Here is a 22,688-nt window from a genome sequence, read left to right on the forward strand (position 1 = left end):
AGCGCTCGCTCCGGCTGGTCGATTGATCTAACCGACCCAACCTCCTGAACTTTCGAAGGGCCGTCCTGCTAGGGCGGCCCTTTTTGTTTCCGCGCAGCACTTGTAAGGTCCGCCCCATGTTGCGGATCAATGACGATATCACCCTGCAAGACTGGGAAATGACCGAAAGCTTTGTGCGCTCTTCCGGCCCTGGCGGGCAGAACGTGAACAAGGTTTCGACCGCAGTCGAGTTGCGGTTCGAAGCGGCGCGCTCGCCCTCACTGCCTGATCCGGTCAAGGCGCGGCTGAAACGGTTGGCTGGGCGGCGCTGGACCAAAGAGGGCGCGATCATCATCCAGTGCGAGGAAACGCGTAGCCAGGCCCGCAACCGCGAGATTGCGCGGGTGCGATTGGCTGAACTGATCACCCGCGCGCTGGTCAAACCCAAACGGCGTATCGCCACCAAGCCCACCTATGGCTCGGTCAAACGTCGATTGGCCGCCAAAAAGGCCCGTTCGGATGTCAAATCTCTGCGCGGCAGGGTCGACGAAGATTGATCTGGTAACTTCTTTGCGCCTTGCTACTCTGCCCTGACAGGCGACAAGGAGGCAAAGCTATGAGGTTGGAGGGAAAAACCGCAATCGTAACAGGCGGCGCGTCCGGGTTCGGGGCCGGTATCGCGCAGAAGTTCAATGCAGAGGGCGCACGCGTTATGATCGCGGATATCAACGGCGCTGCGGCCCGCGAAATGGCAGAAACGCTGGGCGCGCAGGCCATCGCGCAGCAGGTTGATGTGGCCAGCACGGCATCGGTTCAGGAAATGGCGGACACCGCCCACGACGCCTTTAGCAGGCTCGACATCCTGGTCAACAATGCCGGAGTGACCCATCTGCCTACACCGCTAGAAGACGTCTCCGAAGAGGATTTCGACCGTGTCTTCAACGTGAACATGAAATCCGTCTATCTGACCGCCCGCGCCTTTGTGCCGATGATGAAGGCACGCGGAACCGGGGCGATCTTGAACGTCGCCTCAACCGCCGGGCTGTCCCCGCGCCCCAACCTGAACTGGTATAACGCGTCCAAGGGTTGGATGATCACCGCAACCAAAACCATGGCGGTGGAACTCGCCCCGTCCGGCGTGCGTGTCAACGCGATCTGCCCCGTTGCGGGCGAAACCCCATTGCTGAAATCCTTCATGGGCGAAGACACCCCCGAGATTCGCGCCAAATTCCTGTCGACCATCCCATTGGGTCGCTTCTCGACTCCCGAAGACATGGCCAACGCCGCCTGCTTTCTGTGCTCGGATGAAGCCAGTATGATTACGGGCACCACGCTCGAAGTGGACGGGGGCCGATGCATTTGATCCGGACTTCATTTGGCTCAAAATATCTCCGCCAGAGGCAGCGCGCCGAGGCGCGCTTCCCTGCCCAACGTCAGAGGTTTCGATGACTCCCGGATCCAAAAACCTGATCACCGATGTCCCAGGGCTGAAGGTCGGCAACGCGCAGGACGAGGCGTTGAAATCGGGCACAACTGTTCTGACAGCGGACAAACCCTTTGTTGCTTCTGTCCATGTAATGGGGGGCGCGCCGGGCACGCGTGAAACTGACTTGTTGGCACCGGATAAAACCGTTGATCAAATCGATGCGATCGTGCTGTCTGGTGGCTCGGCTTTCGGGTTGGACGCCTGCTCAGGGGTTACGGATGGTTTGCGGGCCGACGGGCGCGGCTTTGCTGTCGGGAATGCGATTGTGCCCATCGTGCCGGGAGCAATTCTGTTCGATTTACTCAATGGCGGCGATAAAACTTGGTCCGAGAATCCATACCGCGCTCTCGGAAAGGCAGCCTACCACGCTGCCGCAGAACGTTTTGCGCTCGGTTCAGTCGGGGCAGGAACCGGCGCATTGGCGGCTATGCAAAAAGGTGGCCTGGGTTCTGCATCGTTGGTTCTGGACGACGGCATCACTGTAGGCGCGCTTGTGGCAGCCAATCCGGTCGGCAGCGTCACGACACCTGGGGATCGCCACTTTTGGGCGGCGCCATTCGAGATCGACAACGAATTTGGCGGCCTGGGGCCAGACCTCTCATCGGGTCAAGCACAGATTCAGCAAAGCCGCAAAGCTCTAGCTATGGGGCAGGTTGACCCGGACCGGGCCAACACGGCCATTGCAATTGTCGCAACTGATGCAGCGTTAACCAAGACACAGTGCCACCGCCTGGCGGTGACAGCTCATGATGGCATCGCTCGCGCGATTGTGCCTGCGCATACTTCACAAGATGGTGATCTGGTTTTCGGCATCAGCACCTCCGGTCAAGCTGTTGACCCAAGCGTGCTGCCTATGATCGCGCATGCAGCCTCGGTTTGCCTGTCGCGGGCGATCGCCCGTGCGATTTATCTGGCGTCACCCAGTGCAGGCGATCTTCTGCCCTGTTGGGCAGACGTACATGACTTAAGTTAAGGACGACCCGATCCCGGCTGTGACACAGTGCCATCGCGCGGCAATCTGCGCGTTGACTCTCTGCTGCGCCAGAGGTCCTTTCTGTGCAGCCAATTCGTATCGGAGCAAAAGTTATGAATCGTATCCTCGCGACCGCAATTGCCGGCCTACTGGCCCTTCCAGTCTATGCTGAAGGTGACACCGAAGCTGGCAAGAAAGCCTTCAACAAATGCAAATCCTGCCATCTGATTGCTGATCCCGATGGCGAGGTGATCGTAAAGGGCGGAAAAACCGGCCCGAACCTCTATGGGGTTGCAGGCCGTACTGCTGGGACGGTCGAAGGGTTCAAATACGGTGACAGCATTGTCGAAGCCGGTGAAAACGGTTTGGTCTGGGACGAGGCAGCCTTTGTCGAATATGCCCAGGACCCCAAAGCCTTCCTGCAATCCTATCTGGATCAGACCTCGGCCAAGTCCAAAATGACCTTCAAGCTGAAAAAGGGCGCTGAGGACGTTTACGCCTATATCGTCAGTGTTTCGGGCGAATAACCTGGGAAACCACGCAATCGGTAAGACCAGAAAAGGCCGCAGCCCCTGCGGCCTTTCGTGCGGTTGATAACCGGATCAATAGACGCCAGTTTGGAATCGCGTGGTGCATTGCCCGCTTTGCACCACAGCCAAGCCTATCAGGCCAAAGCTATTCCGGAATTCCCGGTCGCACAGGCGGATCGGCAGCAGGAGACGACAAATGGGAATCATGATCCCGGCCTGGGTTGATGGTGAATTGACCCCCGTTGAAAAGCTTGAAGCCCATGAAAAGGGTCTGCGGCACAAGGCGGTGTCGGTCTTTGTTGTGCGCGGCACCGAGATTTTGCTGCAGCGCCGGGCGATGGGCAAATACCACACGCCCGGCCTGTGGGCGAATACCTGTTGTACCCATCCTGACTGGGGTGAGATGCCCTCGGTCTGTGCAGTGCGTCGCCTGCAAGAGGAACTGGGGATCACTGGGCTGTATCCCGAATATCGTCACCGGCTGGAATATCATGCCGATGTCGGCAATTCCCTGATCGAGCATGAGGTGGTGGATGTTTTCCTCGCTCATGTCCGCGGGCCATTGAAGATCGAGCCGAACCCCGAGGAAGTGATGGATATCCGCTGGATCGACTACCACGATCTGCTGGCCGAAGTGCAGCGCCATCCCGACCGGTTTACACCCTGGCTGAAGATCTACCTGCACAACCACGCCGACACGATTTTCGGCCCCGATCTGATTATCTCGGCCAAATCCTGATGCACCTGCTTGCAAGGCCCGCCCAAGGGGCCTAAATCAACCCGTCATGGCCAAGCAGAAGACAGACCCGAATTACAAAGTCATCGCCGAAAACCGGCGTGCCCGCTTCGATTACGCGATCGAAGAGGATATCGAGTGCGGCATCATGCTGCACGGGTCCGAGGTCAAATCCCTGCGGGCAGGCGGTTCTAACATCGCCGAAAGCTATGCCACGGTTGATGACGGAGAGCTGTGGCTGGTCAACAGCTATGTCGCCCCTTACGACCAGGCCAAGGTCTTCAAACACGAAGAACGTCGTCGCCGTAAGCTGTTGGTGTCGCGCAAAGAGCTGTCAAATCTGTGGAACGCGACCCAACGCAAAGGCATGACGCTTGTGCCGCTGGTCCTGTATTTCAACCACAAGGGCCTGGCCAAGATTAAGATCGGCATCGCTAAGGGTAAGAAAAACCACGACAAGCGCGAAACCCAGGCCAAGCGCGACTGGTCACGGCAAAAGCAACGCTTGCTGAAAGATCACAGCTAAAGGCGCTCGACTATCGGTTGTCGGATGGATTTGATCCTCGCGTTCTCAATCAGGCTACCGGGGCTACAGATACGGCAGATGTCAGGTTTGAGCCCAAAACAACGAATGCTGCAACCTGCACCAATGGCTGCTTCGAGATTATCTGAAAAAGCGGCCAACGAGCCTCCGCTATGTTGGCTGGGCGACGTCTATCACCCAACCAACCTGTCGAGGTCCGCGGATCAGAAGGGCGCAAACCCGTCCGATGGATCGGTCGGGACCGTCCAGCGCGCGCGCGGATCGATTGTGGGCGCGAACGCACCAGGATGCGGGATCTGGCCGTTTTGACCGTAGAGCCACAGCACGAAATTGGAGCGTTGACCTTCGGTGATCGGTTCAGACGCATGGGGGACGCTGCCGTGGTGGATCAAGGCCGTGCCGGGCTCAAAGTGCAGTTTTTCGACCCGTCGCGACGCGGGATCAATGAAGCTGACAGCGGAGCCAGAAAAGGCCTCGTCCGGTAGATTTAGATTGATATTCAGCGTGACCGATGATGCGTCTGAGTGAGGCCGGAGCGACGTGTCCTTATCTGCTTGCCACTGGATGGAAAACCCGAAGGTCTGCGTGTCGTATCCTATCACATCCGGGAACAAGAGCCGTGAGATGGGCCGCATATAGGTGTTCATGAGGTCGCGGTAGAACGCCTGGAAGGCTGAGGCCCCAAGATGCCCTTCCGAGCGCGGGTCAAGCATTGCACCGCCCCGGTTGAGGGAAATGCCATAGGGTGGGCGCAGCGGAATGCCTGCATCGGCGACGCTGTCCAGATAGCTGCGCAAAACGAACAGCCGTTCGGGGTCAAAGAACTGGGTTTTGTAGACACCGGGGAAGACCTCTTCCCATAGTTTTTTCACTTCGCCTTCGGTTGCCGGGTCTTTCCAGGCCCCCTCGACCGCTGCGCGGAGACGGTCGTCATGAACAGATGCATCCAAGGCGGTTTGATTGGCCTGCTCCCATTCCTTCCATGCGTGTTTGAACAGCTCCTGGTTGTCATTCCAGAATTGCGCGACTTGCGGGGCGCGTTGCAGCATTGCTTCGCGTGTGGGGCGTTCCACGGCGCGTGCGCGCTCTAATGCAGATTGTGTCATGTCCTGTCTCAACTTTCTGATGGTCAAGCCTGTTGCTTCCGAGACATCAGATATTACGCTTAGATTGCGTATGAATGGACATATTTTTGATAACAGAATTCGTTTTCTCTACATAATAGAGGTGTGGCGCCTAGGACCCGGCCCAAGCCGCTGACCGTCCGATCTGTTGGATCAGATAGTCCATGAAGACGCGGACCTTTGCGGAGACTACGTTGCTTTTGGGGTAGATCAGCCAAAGCGCCGGATTGTCCGCCAGTGTGTACCCGGGCAGCACCTGCACAAGGGACCCATCATTCAGCTCGCTGTGGACTGCCCAGAGGGAGTTAATCGAAATGCCGGCACCCTTGAGCGTGACACGCACTTGTGTCAGCCCGTCGTTCACGATCAGCTTGTGGGAGGCTTTGTGGAGGTCGAATGTTGCTTTGGCTCCGTCATCTGACACCAAGGCGCGCGGCTCCAGATCCTTGAAGGCGACCAGACGGTGCGCCGCGAGGTCATCCGGTGTGCCGGGCACCCCATGTGTTTCCAGATAGTCTGGTGCTGCACAAAGAATACGTGTGTCGTTTGCCAGTTTGCGCGCCGTCAGACTGCTGTCCTCCAGAATAGAATTGCGGAGGGCCAGATCATAGCTGCCCTCAATCAGGTTGAACTGGGTATCTGATAAATGCAAATCGAGCGTCAGGTCTGGATAGGCATCCATAAAAGCGGGCAACAGGGGCGCGATATAGAGCTGGGCAAAGGTGCTTGGAGCGGCAAAGCGCAATGTCCCGCTCACCTCGGCCTTGCCTTTGCCGAATGCGGCGAGGGCCGCTTCTTCCTGTTCGATCATCTCTCGGGCGTACGGCAAGAAGTCCTGCCCCTCTAGGGACACCGAGACTTTCCGCGTGGATCGATGCAACAATTCGGCGCCCAGCAGTTTTTCAAGCTTTGCGAGCCGCGCGCTGGCTACCGCCGGTGCCATCCCTAGCGTTCGGCCCGCCGCGCTGATGTTCAGCGTTTCAGTAGCAAGGACGAAGAGGCGGAGGCTTTGCGTATCCATATTGTATATTTTTCCAGAAAACTGAATTCGATTATCTACCGTTTATATATCTACGCAGCGGTATAGGTCAAAGCTCAAGACAGAGCGGAGAGCGGAATGACTCAGACAGCGACAGTGAATTATCACGTCCACAAACCGGAGCGTCAGGCGTTCGAGCTTGATGCCGGTGGCATCGTTGGCAATCTGATCGCGCCAGAACTCACCCCAACCGAAGTGAAAGTGCGCGACGCGCGCAGGTCAGCCACAGACCCATCATTCGAGGATGACGCTGTCGCGTTTTCTTTCGTCCCAACAGCGGTCTCGTTCGCGCAAGACGATGATGCCTGGCAAGCGGAGTACGACGCAGAGCTGACGTCGCTTCTGACGACCAAGCTGGACGCGCAGGAGGTGATCATCTTTGATCACACGATCCGGGTGGATGACCCTGACGCCGCGCGCAAGCCCGCGCGAAACGTCCACAGCGACTACAGCCCTGACGGCGCAGAACAGCGACTGATCGACATTCTTGGTGCTGATACAGCGGCAAAATGGAGCGCGGGGCACTACGCCTTCATTAACATCTGGCGACCGATCGAGGCGGCGATCAACTCAGCCCCGCTCGGGTTTATCCTGCCGTCGAGCGTCGCCCCGGAAGACTGGATCCTGCTTGATCTGATCTATCCCGACCGCAAAGGACAGATCATGGGGTTGGCGGCAAACCCGATTCATCAGTGGATCTACATGTCGAAGATGACCCCGGATGAGGTCGCCTACTTCAACATCTTCGACAATCAGGGACGGCCCTCCATCGGGCACTCCGCGTTGGACATGGTCGAAGACCCAAACGTCATGACCATCCGCAAAAGCATTGAGAGCCGCACCCTAGTGCGTTTTGCCTGATCCCATCATCGGACCCACGAAACACGAGCAAACGGAGAGAGACAATCATGACCAAGACAATTCTTATCACCGGATCAACAGACGGCATCGGTCTTTTGACGGCGCAGACCCTCGCAAAAGAGGGGCACAAAATTCTGCTTCATGGACGCGGTGCAGCCAAACTGGAAGCCGCCGTCAACGAGGTCGGCGGCGACGTCGAAACCTATGCCGCTGACCTGTCGCGTATGGCCGATATCCAAACCTTCGCGGCAGAGGTGCGCGAGAAACACGACCGCCTTGATGTGCTGATCAATAACGCGGGCGTGCTGAAAGTCGCGGAGACCCAGACCGAGGCCGGCCATGATGTGCGGTTCATGGTCAACACCTTGGCGCCCTATGCGCTGACCCGCGCGCTTCTGCCGATCATTCCGAAAGACGGGCGGATCGTGAATCTATCCTCTGCCGCGCAAGCGCCGATTGATTTGGCTGCCATGCGCGGGGAAAAACAGCTTGGCCACAATGACGCCTACGCGCAAAGCAAGCTCGGCATCACGATCTGGACCCGCGAATTGGCGAAGGAGTTGACCGACGGACCCGTCGTCGTCGCCGTCAATCCCGGATCGTTGTTGGCTTCGAAGATGGTCAAGGAAGGCTACGGCATCGCGGGCAACGATCTGTCCATCGGCGCGAACATCCTGCGTGAAGCGGCGCTCGGGTCGTCGTTCGCGGATGTTTCGGGCAAGTATTTTGACAATGACAGCGGCCAGTTCGCGCAGCCACATGCGGCTGCACTGGACGCAACTCATTCGGCGCAGGTGATGCAAGGCATCGAAGATGCTTTGAAATCTCTCAGCTGATCCCACTGACGCCCGTCTGACGTCGGGCGTCTTTTACACCACCTGAAGCTGCAACCCTCCGGCGACATGCGTTGTCCGGACCCAAGAAAGGACTGACTGATGAAATACGAGAATTTTCAAACCTTTGACGTGAAGGTCCAAGACGCCATCGCAACGGTGGCATTCGATTTTGGAACAGTGAATGTGCAAGGCCAGGAAATGCTGGCCGACCTCAACAGCCTTGCCATGCGGCTGGAGCGGGACCGCGATACCAAGGTGGTCATCTTCCAATCCGCGAACCCCGAGGTTTGGGTCTGCCACTACGACACCGAGCTGCTCAAGGACATGTCGACCGAAGCTGTCTCCCGCGATGAAGCCCAGCTGCTCGATTTGCAAGCGGTCTGCGAACGCATTAGCAAGGTGCCTCAGGCCACGATCGCGAAGCTGGAAGGCTTCGCACGCGGTGGTGGCCACGAGTTGGCCCTGGCGCTGGACATGCGCTTTGCGGCGCGTGGCAAATTCAAGTTCATGCAGATGGAAGTCGGCATGGGTATCCTGCCCTGCGGCGGCGGTGCGTCCCGCATGGCCCGTCAGACCGGTCTGGGCCGCGCGCTGGAAATCATCCTGAGTGCCCGAGACTTTGACGCCGATGAAGCCGAGGCAATGGGCACGATCAATAAAGCGTTGGATGCTGATGAGATCGACGACTACGTAAACACCTTGGCGCAGCGGATTTCCAAGTTCCCGGCAGAGTCCATCAATGCCTGCAAGCAGATGGTCTACGAGTCGATCGACAAGCCTATCGATGAGGCCCTGAAGGCCGAGGCCTATTGGCTCTACCAGGCAACGAGCAAAACATCAGCCGTTAAACGCTTCACGATCGCAGACGAGCAGGGCCTAGAGCACGACATGGAAAACCAGCGGAACTGGGAAAACCTGGTCATGGATGTTCAGGATATCAACTGAGATTGATTGGATTAAGCGGACATTCGGCCTTGTGCGTCGGATGTCCGTTTTGTCCCGCGGTCCCGACATTGACCAACAGCCTTACTCGCAGCACTGACTTGCCGTAGAAATTCACCGTTCGCACGGGTGGCCCCATAAGAACCCAAGTTTGAACAAAGCAGAGCCCAAATGCGGCTGCGATCAGAACGCCATGGCCGCCTGAACAGCGCGTTGCCAGCGGTCATAGGCGGCGTCGCGTTCCTCTGTGGAGAGTTTGGGTTCGAACCGGCGATCCAGCGCCCAGGTTTCCGCGAACTCCTGTTGATCAGGGTAGATGCCTGCGCGCATACCCGCCAGCCAGGCCGCGCCCAGTGCGGTGGTTTCCTGCATCACGGGTCGGTCGACCTCGGCGCCGAGGTAATCCGACAGGCCTTGCATCGCCCAATCAGATGCGCTGGCACCGCCGTCGACGCGTAAGATGACATCGGTATCTGCGCCCCAGTCGCCCTGCATGGCATGCCAAAGGTCTCGGGTCTGATAGGCGATGCTTTCCAGTGTTGCCTTGGCAAATTCTGCCCGCCCGGAATTGCGGGTCAGGCCAAAGACCGCGCCCCGACAATCTGGTTTCCAATAAGGCGCGCCCAATCCGGTAAACGCGGGCACCAGCACAACATGCTGGTTGGGGTCGGCCTGCTGCGCCAGCTCGCCACTTTCCGGGGCGGTTTCGATGATCTGCAGCGCATCGCGCAGCCATTGGACTGCTGCGCCTGCGACAAAGATCGAACCCTCAAGGGCATAGGTTTTTTGCCCGTCCAACTGATAGGCGATCGTCGTCAGTAGGCGGTTCTTCGAGGCGACCGGCTGTGGCCCGGTATTCAACAGCGCAAAACAGCCTGTCCCATAGGTCGATTTCATCATGCCGGGCTGAAAACAGGCCTGCCCGATGGTTGCGGCCTGCTGATCGCCCGCAACACCCAGAATCGGGATTTTTCCCCCAATCAGAGTCGTTTTTCCGAAATCCGAGGCGCAATCCTGTACCTCGGGCAGCATGGACATGGGCACATCCAACAGATCGCAAATCTCGGTGCTCCAACAGCCTTTGTGGATGTCGAACAGCAGTGTGCGGGCAGCGTTGGTGGCGTCTGTCACATGGTTGCGGCCTTCGGTCAGGCGCCAGATCAGGAAACTATCGATGGTACCGAACAGTAGCTCGCCTGCCTCGGCGCGATCGCGGGCGCCGGGGACATTATCCAGTAGCCATTTGACTTTGGTGCCCGAAAAATACGGGTCCAGCAAAAGCCCGGTCTGCTGGGTTACGTCATCCTCGCAACCGGCCTGCTTGTAGCGGGCGCAGATATCGGCGGTGCGGCGATCCTGCCAGACGATAGCATTGTAAATCGGCTTGCCGGTCTGCTTGTCCCAGACCACGGTTGTTTCACGCTGGTTGGTGATGCCGATACTGGCAATCTGATCGGGGGTTGCGCCAACGCTCTGCATCACCTCGCGGCAGACACGTAGGACGCTGTCCCAGATTTCCTCGGGATCGTGTTCGACCCAGCCTTCTTGTGGGAAATGCTGCGTGAATTCATGCTGCGCGGTGCCTGCCCGTTGCATGTCCGCGTCGAACAGAATGGCCCGTGATGATGTGGTGCCCTGATCAATGGCAAGAATATAGGTCACGCCTGCGCCCCCCTTCGCATTTGGTTTTGCGAGACTTTAGCGCAAACAGTCGGTTGCGTACCAGAGTGTTCAGACGGGAATATTGTCGATTAGACGCACTCCATCCGCCCAGGCCGCGGCAAACAGGCGGGCGGGTCGGTCGGCATGTGTCAGCGGGTTCAGAGATTCCGCACAGCGCAGTTGGATATATTCCACTTGTGTAAAACCTGCGGCCAAAAGATCGGTACTGGCCTGTGCTGCCAGTGTGTCGAACGGGGCGCCGTTCTTTAGCGCGTTGGCAAGATCCAGCATGATGCGGTGTTTGTGCGCTGCAATCTCCATCCCCTCGGGCGAGAGGCGCTGATTGCGTGAGGACATGGCCAGACCCGAGGGTTCACGCACCGTGGGGCAGCCGATCACTTCGATCGGGATATCCAGATCGCGCGCCATGCGGTGCACGACAAGCAGCTGTTGATAGTCTTTTTCCCCAAAATAGGCTCTGTCTGCCTGGGTTTGCAGGAACAGTTTGGCGACCACAGTGGCGACGCCATCGAAATGACCGGGGCGGAATTCGCCCTCCATCACATTGGTCAGGCCAGTTACAGATACGGTAGTGGCAAAGCCTTGCGGGTAGATCTCGTCCGGGTCCGGCACATAAATTGCATCAACGCCATAGGGCGCCAGTTTCTGAGCATCTTCGATTTCGGTGCGCGGATAATTGGCCAGATCCTCGGGGTTGTTAAACTGCTTTGGGTTCACGAAAATCGTCACGATAACTCGGTCGGTGCCATTTTTGGCCGCCTCAACCAGAGACAGATGCCCCGGATGCAACGCGCCCATAGTTGGGACGACGCCGATTGCCTCACCTTTCTTGCGCCAGTTGGCGGTCAAGGCGTGCAGATCGGAGAGGCGACGCAGGATCGGAGCGGTCATTTAGCTGAGCCCTGTGACGGAGCCTGATCGGCAAAGACATGTTCATCGGCGGGGAAAGCGCGTGCGCGCACTTCGGCGGCGTACTCGGCGATGGCGGCTTCGGCCAGTGGCCCTAGCTCGGCATAGCGTTTGACGAATTTGGGTTTGAAAGCGGTGAAAAAGCCGACCATGTCGTCCACCACAAGTATTTGCCCGTCACATCCGGCGGACGCGCCAATGCCGATAGTAGGGATAGCGACCTCGGCAGTGATTTGGTCGGCTAGACCCTGCGGAACCTTCTCTAACACAAGGGAAAAGGCGCCTGCTTCAGCCACGGCATGGGCATCGGCCAGTACCGTCTGTGCCTGATCATCACGGCCCTGCACCTTGTATCCACCCAGCGTGTTGATCGACTGTGGGGTCAGGCCGATATGCGCCATCACCGGGATGCCGCGCTTGACCAGAAAGCGGATGGTCTCGGCCATTTCGACACCGCCCTCAAGCTTGACGGCACCGGCACCGGTTTCCGCCATCAGGCGGGCAGCATTGCGGAACGCCTGTGCGGGGCTTTCCTCGTAACTGGCAAAGGGCATGTCGATGACCATCATCGCCTTGTCCAGCCCGCGAGCAACAGCCTGACCATGCAGGATCATCATCTCCATCGTCACGCCAAGTGTGGATTCCAACCCGTGTAGCACCATGCCGACACTGTCACCGACCAGAACAAAGTCGCAATGATCATCCATCAGTCGGGCCATCGGAGTTGTATATGCGGTCAGACTGACCAGTGGCTCGCCACCTTTTCGGGCGCGAATATCCACGGCATTCGGGGCTCTTTTGCGGGCGGTGGCGCTCATGCTCGCTCCTCGCGGTTCATGTTGCGGTGCGGCATAGCAGATTGGACCGGGCCAAAGATAGCCCGGTTGCGCGAACATTTCCTTGATTGACCTAGGGTTTAAAGGGACATTGGTCCGCAGACCGGTCCGCGACATGCAGGACCACGCAGTTTCAGTGGGGAGACAACGATATGACAAAGCAGATGTTTCGGTCTTTTGCATCGGCGCTGGCGATTGGAGCCAGTTTGATAGCCACCCAAGCCCTGGCCAAATCCGACATCACCATCGCAATGCAGCTTGAGCCGCCGCATCTGGACCCGACCAGCGCTGCGGCACAGGCCATCGATTCGGTTGTCTATACCAATATCTTCGAAGGTCTGACCCGGTTCATGGGCGACGGATCGGTCGTGCCCGGGTTGGCGGAAAGCTGGGAGATTTCAGACGACGGCACCGTCTATACCTTTAAGCTGCGCGATGGTGTGACCTTCCACGATGGCACCACCATGGATGCCGAGGACGTCAAATTCAGCCTCGACCGGGCCCGCGCTGAAGACAGCGCCAATGCACAAAAAGCCCTGTTTGCCGGGATCGAAAGCGTTGAGGTCGTGGATCCGCTGACCGTCAAGGTCACCCTGTCAGGGCCAAACGGGAATTTCCTGTTCAATATGGCCTGGGGGGATGCGGTGATTGTCGCCCCCGAAAGCATAGAGGCGATCAAGACCAACCCGGTCGGCACCGGCGCGTTTGCCTTTGGGGACTGGGTGCAGGGGGACAGCATCACGCTGACGCGAAACCCCGACTATTGGGGTGATCAGCCCGCGTTAGAGTCTGCTACATTCAAGTTCATCTCGGACCCGACCGCCGCCTTTGCCGCCATGATGGCCGAGGATGTGGATGTGTTCGACATTTTCCCGGCGCCTGAGAACATGCCGCAGTTCGAGGCTGATCCGCGCTTTCAGGTGCTTGTCGGCTCGACCGAGGGTGAGACGATTCTGTCCACCAACAACAAACAGCCGCCCTTTGACGACATCCGGGTGCGGCAGGCGCTGGCCCATGCCATCGACCGTCAGGCAATTATTGACGGCGCGATGTTCGGCTATGGCACGCCCATCGGAACGCATTTTGCCCCGCACAACCCGGCCTATGTCGATCTGACCGGCAATTCGGCGTATGACCCCAAGAAGGCCGCGCAGTTGCTGGCCGATGCGGGCTATGCCGAAGGGTTCAAGACCACTCTGCACCTGCCGCCGCCTTCTTATGCTCGCCGCGGAGGCGAGATCATCGCCGCGCAACTGGCCGAGGTCGGGATCGAGGCTGAAATCATCAATGTCGAATGGGCGCAGTGGCTGGAATCGGTGTTCAAGGGCAAGGATTTTGGTCTGACTATCGTCAGCCATACCGAGCCGATGGATATCGGCATCTATGCGCGGCCCGACTATTATTTCCAGTATGACAGCATCGACTTTCAGACGCTGATGGAGACGTTGAACGCCACCACCGACCCTGATGAGCGTACCCGCCTGTTGGGCGAAGCGCAGCGTCTGATCGCAAATGATTACGTCAACGGGTATCTGTTCCAGCTGGCCAAGCTTGGCGTTGCCAAGGCTGGCGTTCAGGGCCTTTGGGAAAACGCACCCACAGCGGCCATCGACCTGACCGCCATCAGTTGGGTGGAATAAGACCATTTCCAGAGAGGAGACCGGCGCATGAGAAGATCAACCCTCGTTGCGTTGATGATCGCGGTTTTAGCCGTGATTGCGCCGGTCGCCAAAGGGGATACGCCGCTTGAACAGGCGGTGACACTGTGGCTGGAGGGCGATGATGAACGCGCTCTGCCTCTGCTGGCAGAACTGGCGGCTGATGGTGACGCGCAGGCACGTCTGCTGTTGGGGCGAATTGAAACCGCCGATCTTGGACCATCTCCGTTCCGCCAATCGCTGGGCCGAAAGGGTTCGCGCAAGCTGTTTCGTCAAAAAGACCTGACGGCCTTTGGCCGATCCTGGCTGTTGGTTGAGGCGAAAGGTGGAAATGAGCTTGCCCAAGCGCTGTTGGATGCCAAACGCCCCACACCAGACCCGAAGCTGATTGCACAGCTCAATGCGTTGGGAGAACATCAAGCTACGGACTACCCGACGCGAATTGTGGCGCTCTATGGCGATCCAGAAATGCGCGGCGATCTGTTGGCGGATGGGCAGCTGATGCAGGACCTCAAACCTTACCTGAGCTATCTGACGGTCGATCCCGAGCCGCGCGGCGACGGTCTCGCCGCGCTGCGCCACATTCAGCCTGATCCAGTTGACATGAATTCCGATCAGGCGCTGGGCATGGCGGGATTGCTGGCCCTGGGGCTGGGATATGGCGATCTGTCAGTGGACAATAGCTGGCGCCCGGCGGTGGAAAACTGGTTGATGACATCCCAGTCGACCCGCCCCATCGCGCAGCTCTGTTCTGACCGATGCGGGGCCGAGGCACCAAACTGCGCCTTTGCCTTCCTTGCCCTGTTTGGCGGCTATTTCGAGGTCATCCGCATCGACAGCCCGCTGGAAACGCTCATCCCGCAGGAGCAGTTTCTGGACAGTCCTCGCGCGCGCCTGATGGTCCTTCGTCGGGCGGCACTAGCCCGGACCGAGACAAATCTGGAAACGCTGGTGGACAGCGCACCCGCGGCGAAGCTTTCGACCTGCGCGACTGATTTGGTCCGGCAAGAGCAGCAGTCCTACAAGTAGCTGTTGCGTATGCGCGGCTCGCACCCGTAACCTGTTTGTAATGCTACGCTATGCCCTCAAACGTCTGATTTCGCTGGTGATCAGCCTGGCTATCGCCTCGGTGGTCATTTTTGCAGTGATCGAGGTCGCGCCGGGCGATCCGGCATCCTTCATGCTTGGCGTCAACGCGCAGGCGGACACGCTGGCCGCGCTGCGGGTCGAGCTGGGGTTGGATGTGTCCAAACCTCAGCGCTATTTCAACTGGGTCAGCGGAATGCTGGTCGGGGATTTCGGCACTTCATACACCTATCGCACGCCGGTGTCGCAGATGATTGCGGACCGACTTTGGGTGTCGCTGCCGCTGGCGCTTTATGCACTGACCCTTTCAACCCTGATTGCCTTTCCCGCAGGGATTTACGCTGCTGCGCGCCGGGGGCGGCCCGGCGATGTGGCGGTCATGGGGGCCACACAGCTCGGCATCGCCGTGCCAAATTTCTGGTTTGCCATGATGCTGGTGCTGGTCTTTGCCATCAATCTGCGCTGGTTCAACGCTGGAGGGTTCGCAGGCTGGGACGACGGGTTTTGGACCGGTCTGCACTCGCTGACCCTGCCAGCCATAGCGCTGGCTCTGCCACAGGCGGCGATTCTTGCAAGGGTCATGCGGTCGGCCCTGCTGGATATTCTGGGTGAGGATTTCATGCGCACCGCACGGGCCAAGGGCCTGTCCCGCCGACAGGCGCTGTGGCGTCACGGGGTGCGCAATGCGCTGATCCCGGTGCTGACTATCATCGGGCTGCAGTTTTCCTTTCTTCTGGCCGGGTCCATCATTATCGAACAGGTGTTTTACCTGCCCGGCCTCGGGCGGTTGGTGTTTCAGGCGATCTCGGCCCGCGATCTGATCGTGGTGGAATCGGTGGTCATGTTGCTGGTTTTTGCAGTGATCACGGTGAATTTTCTAGTTGACCTCGCCTATGCCGCCGTTGACCCCCGTCTGAGGAGCAGGACATGAGCCGTAACCTCATCCTTGGTGCAGTACTCTCCTCGCTGGTGGTCTTGGCGGCGGCACTTTCCTTTGTCTGGACGCCCTATGCGCACGCCGCGCTGAATATTCCCGCCAAGCTGCAACCACCCAATGCGCAGCACTGGTTTGGCACCGATCATTTTGGGCGGGACATGTTCTCAATGATCATGGTGGGTGCGCGCACTTCAATCGCTGTGGCCTTGGTGGCGGTGGGGATCGGCATGACATTGGGCGTGCCACTTGGTCTGGCGGCAGCGGCGCGCAAAGGCACGTGGCTGGATGAGGTGATCATGCGCGGCAACGATCTGGTTTTTGCTTTCCCGTCGTTGGTCATCGCTATCCTGATCACTGCCGTTTTCGGTGCCGGGGCGGTCAACGCCATTATTGCCATCGGTATCTTCAACATTCCTGTCTTTGCCCGTATCACCCGTGGCGCTGCGCTGTCCCTGTGGGAGCGAGAGTTCATCCTGGCCGCCCGGGTCTCGGGCAAGGGCGCGGCGCGGATATCGGCGGAACATATCCTGCCGAATGTGGCGAACTTGCTGATCGTACAGGGCACCATCCAGTTCAGCCTTGGCATTCTGGCCGAGGCAGGCCTGTCCTATGTCGGGTTGGGTGCGCAACCACCTACACCCAGTTGGGGCCGGATGTTGGCAGATGCGCAGACGATGGTCAGTTTTGCCCCGCATTTGGCTCTGATTCCGGGGCTTGCAATCATTGTCACTGTTTTGGGGCTGAACCTGCTGGGCGACGGTTTGCGGGATTGGCTGGACCCCCGAATACGGGTGGCGCGTGCATGAGCTTGCTGGAAATCGAAAATCTCAACCTGTCGATTCATGGCATGGACATCCTCAAACAGGTCAGCCTGTCTGTTGCGTCGGGTGAGATCGTCGCCGTCACCGGTGAAAGCGGTTCGGGCAAGTCCATGACGGCGTTGGCGGTGATGCAACTGCTGCCAAACGGTGCGGATGCCGCGGGCGCGATCCGGTTGGACGGGCTGGACCTGCTGAACTGTTCCGAGGATGAGATGTGCGCCCTGCGTGGCGCCTCGGTCGGGATGGTGTTTCAGGAACCCATGACCGCGCTCAACCCGGTCAAAACCATCGGGGATCAGGTGATGGAGACAATCCTGATCCACAAAGCCATGCCTACTGCACAGGCCGGGTCCCGTGCCGAAGAAGTGCTGACGCGCGTCGGCCTTCCGCCCGAAAGGTTCCCTCTGTCCAGGTATCCGCATGAGCTGTCCGGTGGTCAGCGTCAGCGCGTGGTGATCGCCATGGCCATCGCGTTGCGCCCAAGGTTGTTGATCGCGGACGAACCTACGACGGCGCTGGACGTCACTACGCAGGCGCAGATTCTAGACCTGCTCACGGGGTTGGTGCGCGAATACGACATGGGATTGCTAATGATCACCCATGATCTGGCGGTTGTGGCCGATATGGCCGACCGGATCATCGTCATGCGCTATGGCGAAGTCGTCGAGGCCGGCGCCACCGAACCCTTGCTGCGGAACATGCAGCACCCTTATACACGCATGCTGTTCCGGGCTTCGGGCCATCAGGTCGACCTGCCGGAACCCAAGCCAGCACAGCCTTTGCTTGAGGTTGCACAGGTGGTCCGGGATTACCGTTTGCCCCGAAAGGGCTTGTTTGATGCGCCGCGACACCACAGGGCTGTGGCTGGGGTCAGCTTTACACTGAACAAAGGCGAGCGCTTAGGCCTGGTCGGAGAGTCTGGGTGCGGAAAATCGACCCTAACACGGGCTATCCTGGGGCTGGAAGAGGTGCAGAGCGGCCAGATTCTGCTGGACGGGCAGCCAGTATTCACCGGGCACAAACCCAATCTGGCCGTCCGGCGTAAGATGCAGGTTGTGTTCCAGGACCCCTATGGCAGCTTCAACCCCCGACACCGGGTTACGCGCCTGATCACCGAGCCGTTTCACCTGCTCGAACATCCCCCAACCGGGTCCGAGCGGCAGGATCGGATCGCCGAGATTCTGACAGCCGTAGGTCTCAGCCCCGATGACGCGGGTCGGTACATTCACGAATTCTCGGGCGGGCAGAGGCAGCGTATCGCCATCGCCCGTGCGCTGATCATCCGGCCCGAACTGATCTTGTTTGATGAGGCGGTCTCGGCCCTTGATGTTTCTGTCCGAGCGCAGATCCTTGATCTGCTGGCCGAGCTCTGCGCCGCCTATGACCTGACTTATCTGTTCATCAGCCACGATCTAAGCGTCGTGCGCACCATTACCGACCGGGTTTTGGTGATGCAGGCGGGGCAGATTGTCGAACAGGGTGAGACCGAACAGGTCTTTTCCAACCCGCAGCACGCTTATACCCAAACCCTGATTGCCGCTGCGCCTATCCTGCCGGATGTCGGTCAGGATGTGGCGTAAACTTCAATGTTAGAGACGAAATGGAGCCTGACATGACCAACCCCTTGTGGTTCGATCCCAGCTTGTGCCTGATTGGCGGCGCGTGGCAGCGGCCTGCGTCTCAGGCCGGTTTGCCGCTGATCAACCCGTCGGACGGGTCCGAGCTATGTCGGATCGCGCGCGGGGATGCTGATGACATCGACGCAGCCGTGGCCGCGGCCCAAAAAGCGTTGGATGGGGACTGGGGCCGCAAATCCGCGTTAGAGCGCGGGCGCATTCTGACCCGGTTGGGTCAGATGGTGCTGGAGCGTGTCGATGATCTGGCCGCGTTGGAGGCGATGGATGTCGGCAAACCCCTGACACAGGCGCGCGCCGATGCGGTGGCACTGGCGCGGTATTGTGAGTTTTACGGAGGCGCAGCGGATAAGGTGATGGGCGAGACAATCCCTTATCTGGATGGCTATACCGTCTACACGCTGCGCGAACCGCATGGTGTGACGGGCCACATTGTGCCGTGGAATTATCCTATGCAGATCATCGGCCGTTCTGTCGGGGCGGCTTTGGCGATGGGCAATGCCTGTGTGCTGAAACCAGCGGAAGAGGCCTGTTTGACCGCGCTTGCCTTTGCCCATCTGGCGCAGCAGGCCGGGTTGCCGGCGGGCGCTTTGAACGTGGTTCCGGGGCTGGGGGCCGAGGCCGGGGCGGCGCTGTCGGCGCATCCGGGGATTCAGCATGTATCCTTCACCGGCTCCGTTGCCACCGGCGCGTTGGTGCAACAGGCCGCTGGGCATAACGTGGTGCCAGTGACGCTGGAGCTGGGCGGGAAATCCCCGCAGCTGGTGTTCGATGATGCAGATCTGGATGCGGCCCTGCCGTTTCTGGTGAATGCGGGCGTTCAGAACGCAGGGCAGACCTGTTCGGCCTCCTCCCGCGTTCTGGTGCAACGCGCAGTGTATGAGCAGGTCAAATCGCGCATGGCCTCGGCCTATTCCGAGTTGACCGTTGGGCCCGCGTCCGAAGATTTGCGCCTGGGGCCCCTGATTTCAGCACGTCAGAAGGACATCGTGACCGGATTTATCGACAAAGGCGCAGATCTGAATATCGTGGGCGAGGGGCCGATTGTTGGCCACGCACCCGAGACTGGTGCCTATGTGCAACCGACCCTGTTTGCCGACGTACCCGCTGATCATGTTTTGGCACAGGATGAGATTTTCGGCCCAGTCCAAGTGCTGATCCCCTTCGAGACCGAGGAAGAGGCCCTGCAGATCGCCAACTCCACCGATTACGGGCTGGTTGCCAGCATTTGGACACGCGATGGTGCGCGGCAGATGCGGCTGGCAAAGAAGTTGCGGTCGGGGCAGGTGTTTATCAACAATTACGGCGCTGGCGGAGGTGTGGAGCTGCCCTTTGGCGGTGTCGGGAAATCCGGCCATGGTCGCGAAAAAGGGTTCGAGGCGCTGTACGGATTCTCACAGGTGAAAACGGTAGCCGCGTTCCATGGTTAGGGCCTAAACGATGACCTCGATTGGCTGTTGCACGCCAACGCCAAAGACACGTTTGTAGCGCTCGATCTGATCCGCCGGACCCATCGCTTTTTCCGGGTTGTCCGACAGTTTGACCGTCGGGCGACCATTGGCCGAAATCGCCTTGCAGACCAACGAGAAGGGTGCCAGCGCGTCATCGGGAACCAGCCCTCTGAAATCATTGGTCAGTAGCGTGCCCCAGCCGAAGGATACTTTGGTGCGGCCCGCAAACTGACTATGCAGTTCGCGGATTTTGTCGACATCCAGACCGTCAGAAAAGATCACGCGTTTCTGTTTGGGATCCTCACCGCGTGATTGCCACCATTTGATCGCAGTTTCTGCACCGGTTGCCGGATCACCGCTGTCGATTCTGATGCCAGTCCATCCCGCCAACCAATCTGGCGCGTCGTCCAGAAAACCCTTGGTGCCATAGGTGTCAGGCAGGATGATCCGTAGGTTGCCGTCATGTTCCTCGTGCCAATCGCTAAGCACGTCATAGGGTGCCTGCGCCAGTTTCTCATCAGTATCAGCCAGCGCAGAGTAAACCATGGGCAACTCGTGGGCATTGGTGCCGATGGCCTCGACCTCGCGCCGCATGGCGATCAGGCAGTTCGAGGTGCCGGTAAATGCAGGGCCCAGACCTTCGATCATAGCTTGGACGCACCAGTCCTGCCATAGAAAAGAATGCCGCCGTCTGGTGCCGAAATCGGCGATGCCCAGCCCCTGAATCCCTCGTAGATGTTCGATTTTCTCCCATACACGGGTCATCGCACGAGCATAGAGAATTTGTAGCTCGAACCGCCGCATCGCATTCAGCACCGAGCGGGATCGCAGCTCCATCAGGACTGCCAATGCGGGAATTTCCCACAGCATGACCTCGTGCCATTTGCCTTCAAAGGTCAATTCGTACTGATCACCTTTGCGTTCAAGGTGATAGGGCGGCAGTCGCAGGTTCTCGAACCACCCCATGAAATCCGAACGGAACATCTGACGTTTGCCATAGAAGGTATTGCCGCGCAGCCAAGTGCTTTCCCCCCGGCTCAGGCTGAGTGACCGAATGTGGTCCAGTTGTTCGCGCAGCTCTCCCTCATCAATCAATTCAGCCAATGGAATGTGATTCGACCGGTTGATAAGTGAAAACACCACATCCGTTTGGGGCTTATTTCGAAACACTGACTGGCACATCAGCAGTTTGTAGAAGTCTGTGTCGATTAAAGACCGGACAATCGGGTCAATCTTCCATTTGTGATTGTATACTCGCGTCGCAATATCGACCATTGGGAACTCCTGCGATTTCCGTTGTTAGATCAATAGGTGCGTGGAATGGCAAGAGTCGCTAAATTGATGACAATGACAAGGTCAAGTCACAATGCGAGCATATTGTGGGGTCTTTTCACCGGTTAGTGGAAAGAGGGGGATGGATAGTCGAGGTTTAGTTAGTGAATGGTTCTCGAGTACGACTTTGATATTGTAACGATCGCTTCGGGGGAAAACGATCCGGAGGCGACCCCGTCAGGGGCGCAAAACGGACGCAAAGTGCGTGCGCTGTTTCGGAATGTGAAAACAGCCGATGCATTGCGGGCAGCGTCACCCAAAATACGCAAAATTTTTCATGATGCCGGTTTTGGTCTGGATTCGACGCGCAGCGAGATTACCCATGGATATTACCGTCCACAGGATACGGCGGACAGGGATCGCATTCTGCGAGCCTTGTTTCACAATATCCGGACGACGGGAGTCAAAGGCGAATATTGCGGCGAGTTTGATTTCCTGAAGTTCATGAACGATGTAAAAGCCGCCAAGCCGCGCGCCGGGTTGCCCAAAGAGGTTCCAATGTGGAAACCCAGGCCACAGCAGGCGGAATCGGCCGGACCAAATCGCCGAACTGTACCAGGCCGGGTTGGGTTTGCTTTGGGGTTGGCGGTGATTATCTTTGCGCTGCTCAAGTATCTGGCGGCTGCGGGGGCAACCCCTTAGATCAGCCGAACGCCAGCATCTTTCATCGCGGTCTCTGCCGAGGCCAATGACCCATCCAGGTTAATTGCCCGGCAGGCTCTCATCTGAACTGACACGTCGAAACCCAGCCGCGCTGCGTCAACCGCAGAGTAGTAGACGCAGAAATCCGTGGCCAGTCCGACGAGTGTCAGTCTCTCGATTTCACGGGTGCGCAGATACCCTTCCAACCCGGTGGGCGTGGTCTGGTCGTTCTCAAAGAACGCCGAATAGCTATCGATGTTGCTGCGGAACCCTTTGCGCAGGATCAGATCGCCATCCGTACGCAGGTTCGCATGAAATGCTGCCCCATTTGTTCCCTGCACGCAGTGATCTGGCCACAAAACCTGAGGCCCATAAGGCATCTCGGTCATGTCATAGGGGTTTTTGCCCGCATGGCTGCTGGCAAAGGACGAATGCCCCGCAGGGTGCCAGTCTTGAGTCAGGATCACCGCGTCAAAATCTGGCATCATCGCGTTGATCGGAGCCACGATCTCATCCCCGCCGGGAACCGCCAACGCACCGCCGGGACAGAAATCGTTCTGAACATCGATCACAATAAGGGCATGGGTCATGGGGACCTCCTTCGGTTGCGTTATCGGTAGTGGGCGCGACAAGGGGCGTCAATCCGGTC

The 22,688-nt window shown here is 58.6% G+C and carries 23 protein-coding genes; 16 read left to right on the forward strand and 7 right to left on the reverse strand.

The window, feature by feature from the left end; all coding sequences use genetic code 11:
* Window positions 1-116: 116 nt before the first annotated feature.
* The 6 genes from arfB (at window position 117) to smpB (ending at window position 4,230) form a co-directional block, all read left to right on the forward strand.
* Entirely contained in the window at window positions 117-536 is a 420-nt protein-coding gene (gene arfB / locus AC2FH6_RS15480; protein ID WP_142638575.1) for an alternative ribosome rescue aminoacyl-tRNA hydrolase ArfB, read from the forward strand.
* 59 nt (window positions 537-595) lie between these two features.
* The gene (locus AC2FH6_RS15485; protein ID WP_496703462.1) at window positions 596-1,342 is read left to right on the forward strand and encodes an SDR family oxidoreductase; all 747 of its coding nucleotides are present in this window, start codon (window positions 596-598) and stop codon (window positions 1,340-1,342) included.
* Between the two features lie 82 nt (window positions 1,343-1,424).
* Entirely contained in the window at window positions 1,425-2,438 is a 1,014-nt protein-coding gene (locus tag AC2FH6_RS15490; protein WP_496692793.1) for a P1 family peptidase, read from the forward strand.
* Window positions 2,439-2,551: 113 nt separating this feature from the next.
* Window positions 2,552-2,965 carry a c-type cytochrome gene (locus AC2FH6_RS15495; RefSeq protein ID WP_496703464.1) on the forward strand — a complete coding sequence of 138 codons (414 nt, stop codon included), beginning with the start codon at window positions 2,552-2,554 and terminating at the stop codon, window positions 2,963-2,965.
* Between the two features lie 199 nt (window positions 2,966-3,164).
* Window positions 3,165-3,707, forward strand: coding sequence for an isopentenyl-diphosphate Delta-isomerase (idi, locus tag AC2FH6_RS15500; protein WP_271951847.1), 543 nt, complete (start codon window positions 3,165-3,167; stop codon window positions 3,705-3,707).
* 46 nt (window positions 3,708-3,753) lie between these two features.
* A complete protein-coding gene (gene smpB, locus AC2FH6_RS15505) occupies window positions 3,754-4,230 on the forward strand; it encodes an SsrA-binding protein SmpB (RefSeq protein WP_496692792.1) in 477 nt (158 codons plus the stop codon).
* Window positions 4,231-4,451: 221 nt separating this feature from the next.
* On the opposite strand, the gene AC2FH6_RS15510 is transcribed toward smpB, so the two are convergent.
* Both AC2FH6_RS15510 and AC2FH6_RS15515 read right to left on the reverse strand, forming a co-directional pair.
* Window positions 4,452-5,354: a 2OG-Fe(II) oxygenase family protein gene (locus tag AC2FH6_RS15510; protein WP_496703466.1), complete on the reverse strand. Its 903-nt coding sequence runs from the start codon at window positions 5,352-5,354 to the stop codon at window positions 4,452-4,454.
* Between the two features lie 130 nt (window positions 5,355-5,484).
* Window positions 5,485-6,393, reverse strand: coding sequence for a LysR family transcriptional regulator (locus AC2FH6_RS15515; RefSeq protein ID WP_496703468.1), 909 nt, complete (start codon window positions 6,391-6,393; stop codon window positions 5,485-5,487).
* A gap of 96 nt (window positions 6,394-6,489) precedes the next feature.
* On the opposite strand from AC2FH6_RS15515, the gene AC2FH6_RS15520 reads away from it, so the two are divergent.
* The 3 genes from AC2FH6_RS15520 (at window position 6,490) to AC2FH6_RS15530 (ending at window position 9,053) form a co-directional block, all read left to right on the forward strand.
* Entirely contained in the window at window positions 6,490-7,272 is a 783-nt protein-coding gene (locus tag AC2FH6_RS15520; protein WP_496703469.1) for a CmcJ/NvfI family oxidoreductase, read from the forward strand.
* 47 nt (window positions 7,273-7,319) lie between these two features.
* Window positions 7,320-8,108, forward strand: coding sequence for an SDR family NAD(P)-dependent oxidoreductase (locus tag AC2FH6_RS15525; RefSeq protein WP_142640333.1), 789 nt, complete (start codon window positions 7,320-7,322; stop codon window positions 8,106-8,108).
* Window positions 8,109-8,207: 99 nt separating this feature from the next.
* Complete coding sequence (locus AC2FH6_RS15530; RefSeq protein WP_142640334.1) at window positions 8,208-9,053, forward strand: enoyl-CoA hydratase/isomerase family protein; 846 nt, start codon at window positions 8,208-8,210, stop codon at window positions 9,051-9,053.
* Between the two features lie 180 nt (window positions 9,054-9,233).
* Here AC2FH6_RS15530 and glpK read toward each other — a convergent pair whose 3' ends face one another.
* The 3 genes from glpK to panB form a co-directional block, all read right to left on the reverse strand.
* A complete protein-coding gene (gene glpK / locus AC2FH6_RS15535) occupies window positions 9,234-10,712 on the reverse strand; it encodes a glycerol kinase GlpK (RefSeq protein ID WP_496703471.1) in 1,479 nt (492 codons plus the stop codon).
* 69 nt (window positions 10,713-10,781) lie between these two features.
* The gene (gene panC / locus AC2FH6_RS15540; protein ID WP_496702499.1) at window positions 10,782-11,624 is read right to left on the reverse strand and encodes a pantoate--beta-alanine ligase; all 843 of its coding nucleotides are present in this window, start codon (window positions 11,622-11,624) and stop codon (window positions 10,782-10,784) included.
* Complete coding sequence (panB, locus tag AC2FH6_RS15545; protein WP_496703474.1) at window positions 11,621-12,460, reverse strand: 3-methyl-2-oxobutanoate hydroxymethyltransferase; 840 nt, start codon at window positions 12,458-12,460, stop codon at window positions 11,621-11,623. Before panB ends, panC begins: the two co-directional genes overlap by 4 nt.
* A 170-nt stretch (window positions 12,461-12,630) precedes the next feature.
* On the opposite strand from panB, the gene AC2FH6_RS15550 reads away from it, so the two are divergent.
* The 6 genes from AC2FH6_RS15550 to AC2FH6_RS15575 are packed head-to-tail and all read left to right on the forward strand — an operon-like array spanning window position 12,631 to window position 20,044.
* A complete protein-coding gene (locus AC2FH6_RS15550) occupies window positions 12,631-14,118 on the forward strand; it encodes an ABC transporter substrate-binding protein (RefSeq protein WP_496703476.1) in 1,488 nt (495 codons plus the stop codon).
* Window positions 14,119-14,145: 27 nt separating this feature from the next.
* On the forward strand, window positions 14,146-15,165 hold the full coding sequence (locus AC2FH6_RS15555; RefSeq protein ID WP_496703478.1) for a hypothetical protein: 1,020 nt from the start codon (window positions 14,146-14,148) through the stop codon (window positions 15,163-15,165).
* Between the two features lie 40 nt (window positions 15,166-15,205).
* Window positions 15,206-16,153 (forward strand): ABC transporter permease, encoded by a 948-nt coding sequence (locus AC2FH6_RS15560; RefSeq protein WP_281995706.1) that lies wholly within the window; start codon window positions 15,206-15,208, stop codon window positions 16,151-16,153.
* A complete protein-coding gene (locus AC2FH6_RS15565; RefSeq protein WP_496690260.1) occupies window positions 16,150-16,965 on the forward strand; it encodes an ABC transporter permease in 816 nt (271 codons plus the stop codon). Before AC2FH6_RS15560 ends, AC2FH6_RS15565 begins: the two co-directional genes overlap by 4 nt.
* On the forward strand, window positions 16,962-18,560 hold the full coding sequence (locus AC2FH6_RS15570) for an ABC transporter ATP-binding protein (protein WP_496703480.1): 1,599 nt from the start codon (window positions 16,962-16,964) through the stop codon (window positions 18,558-18,560). Before AC2FH6_RS15565 ends, AC2FH6_RS15570 begins: the two co-directional genes overlap by 4 nt.
* 32 nt (window positions 18,561-18,592) lie before the next feature.
* On the forward strand, window positions 18,593-20,044 hold the full coding sequence (locus AC2FH6_RS15575; RefSeq protein ID WP_496703482.1) for an aldehyde dehydrogenase family protein: 1,452 nt from the start codon (window positions 18,593-18,595) through the stop codon (window positions 20,042-20,044).
* Between the two features lie 3 nt (window positions 20,045-20,047).
* Here AC2FH6_RS15575 and pncB read toward each other — a convergent pair whose 3' ends face one another.
* Window positions 20,048-21,340 (reverse strand): nicotinate phosphoribosyltransferase, encoded by a 1,293-nt coding sequence (pncB, locus tag AC2FH6_RS15580; RefSeq protein ID WP_496703484.1) that lies wholly within the window; start codon window positions 21,338-21,340, stop codon window positions 20,048-20,050.
* Between the two features lie 165 nt (window positions 21,341-21,505).
* On the opposite strand from pncB, the gene AC2FH6_RS15585 reads away from it, so the two are divergent.
* Complete coding sequence (locus AC2FH6_RS15585) at window positions 21,506-22,039, forward strand: hypothetical protein (RefSeq protein WP_281973310.1); 534 nt, start codon at window positions 21,506-21,508, stop codon at window positions 22,037-22,039.
* Here AC2FH6_RS15585 and pncA read toward each other — a convergent pair.
* Window positions 22,036-22,629 carry a bifunctional nicotinamidase/pyrazinamidase gene (gene pncA / locus AC2FH6_RS15590; protein WP_142638619.1) on the reverse strand — a complete coding sequence of 198 codons (594 nt, stop codon included), beginning with the start codon at window positions 22,627-22,629 and terminating at the stop codon, window positions 22,036-22,038. The genes AC2FH6_RS15585 and pncA overlap by 4 nt on opposite strands.
* Window positions 22,630-22,688: the final 59 nt, after the last annotated feature.

Source organism: Ruegeria sp. CDSC045 (genome assembly GCF_059610725.1).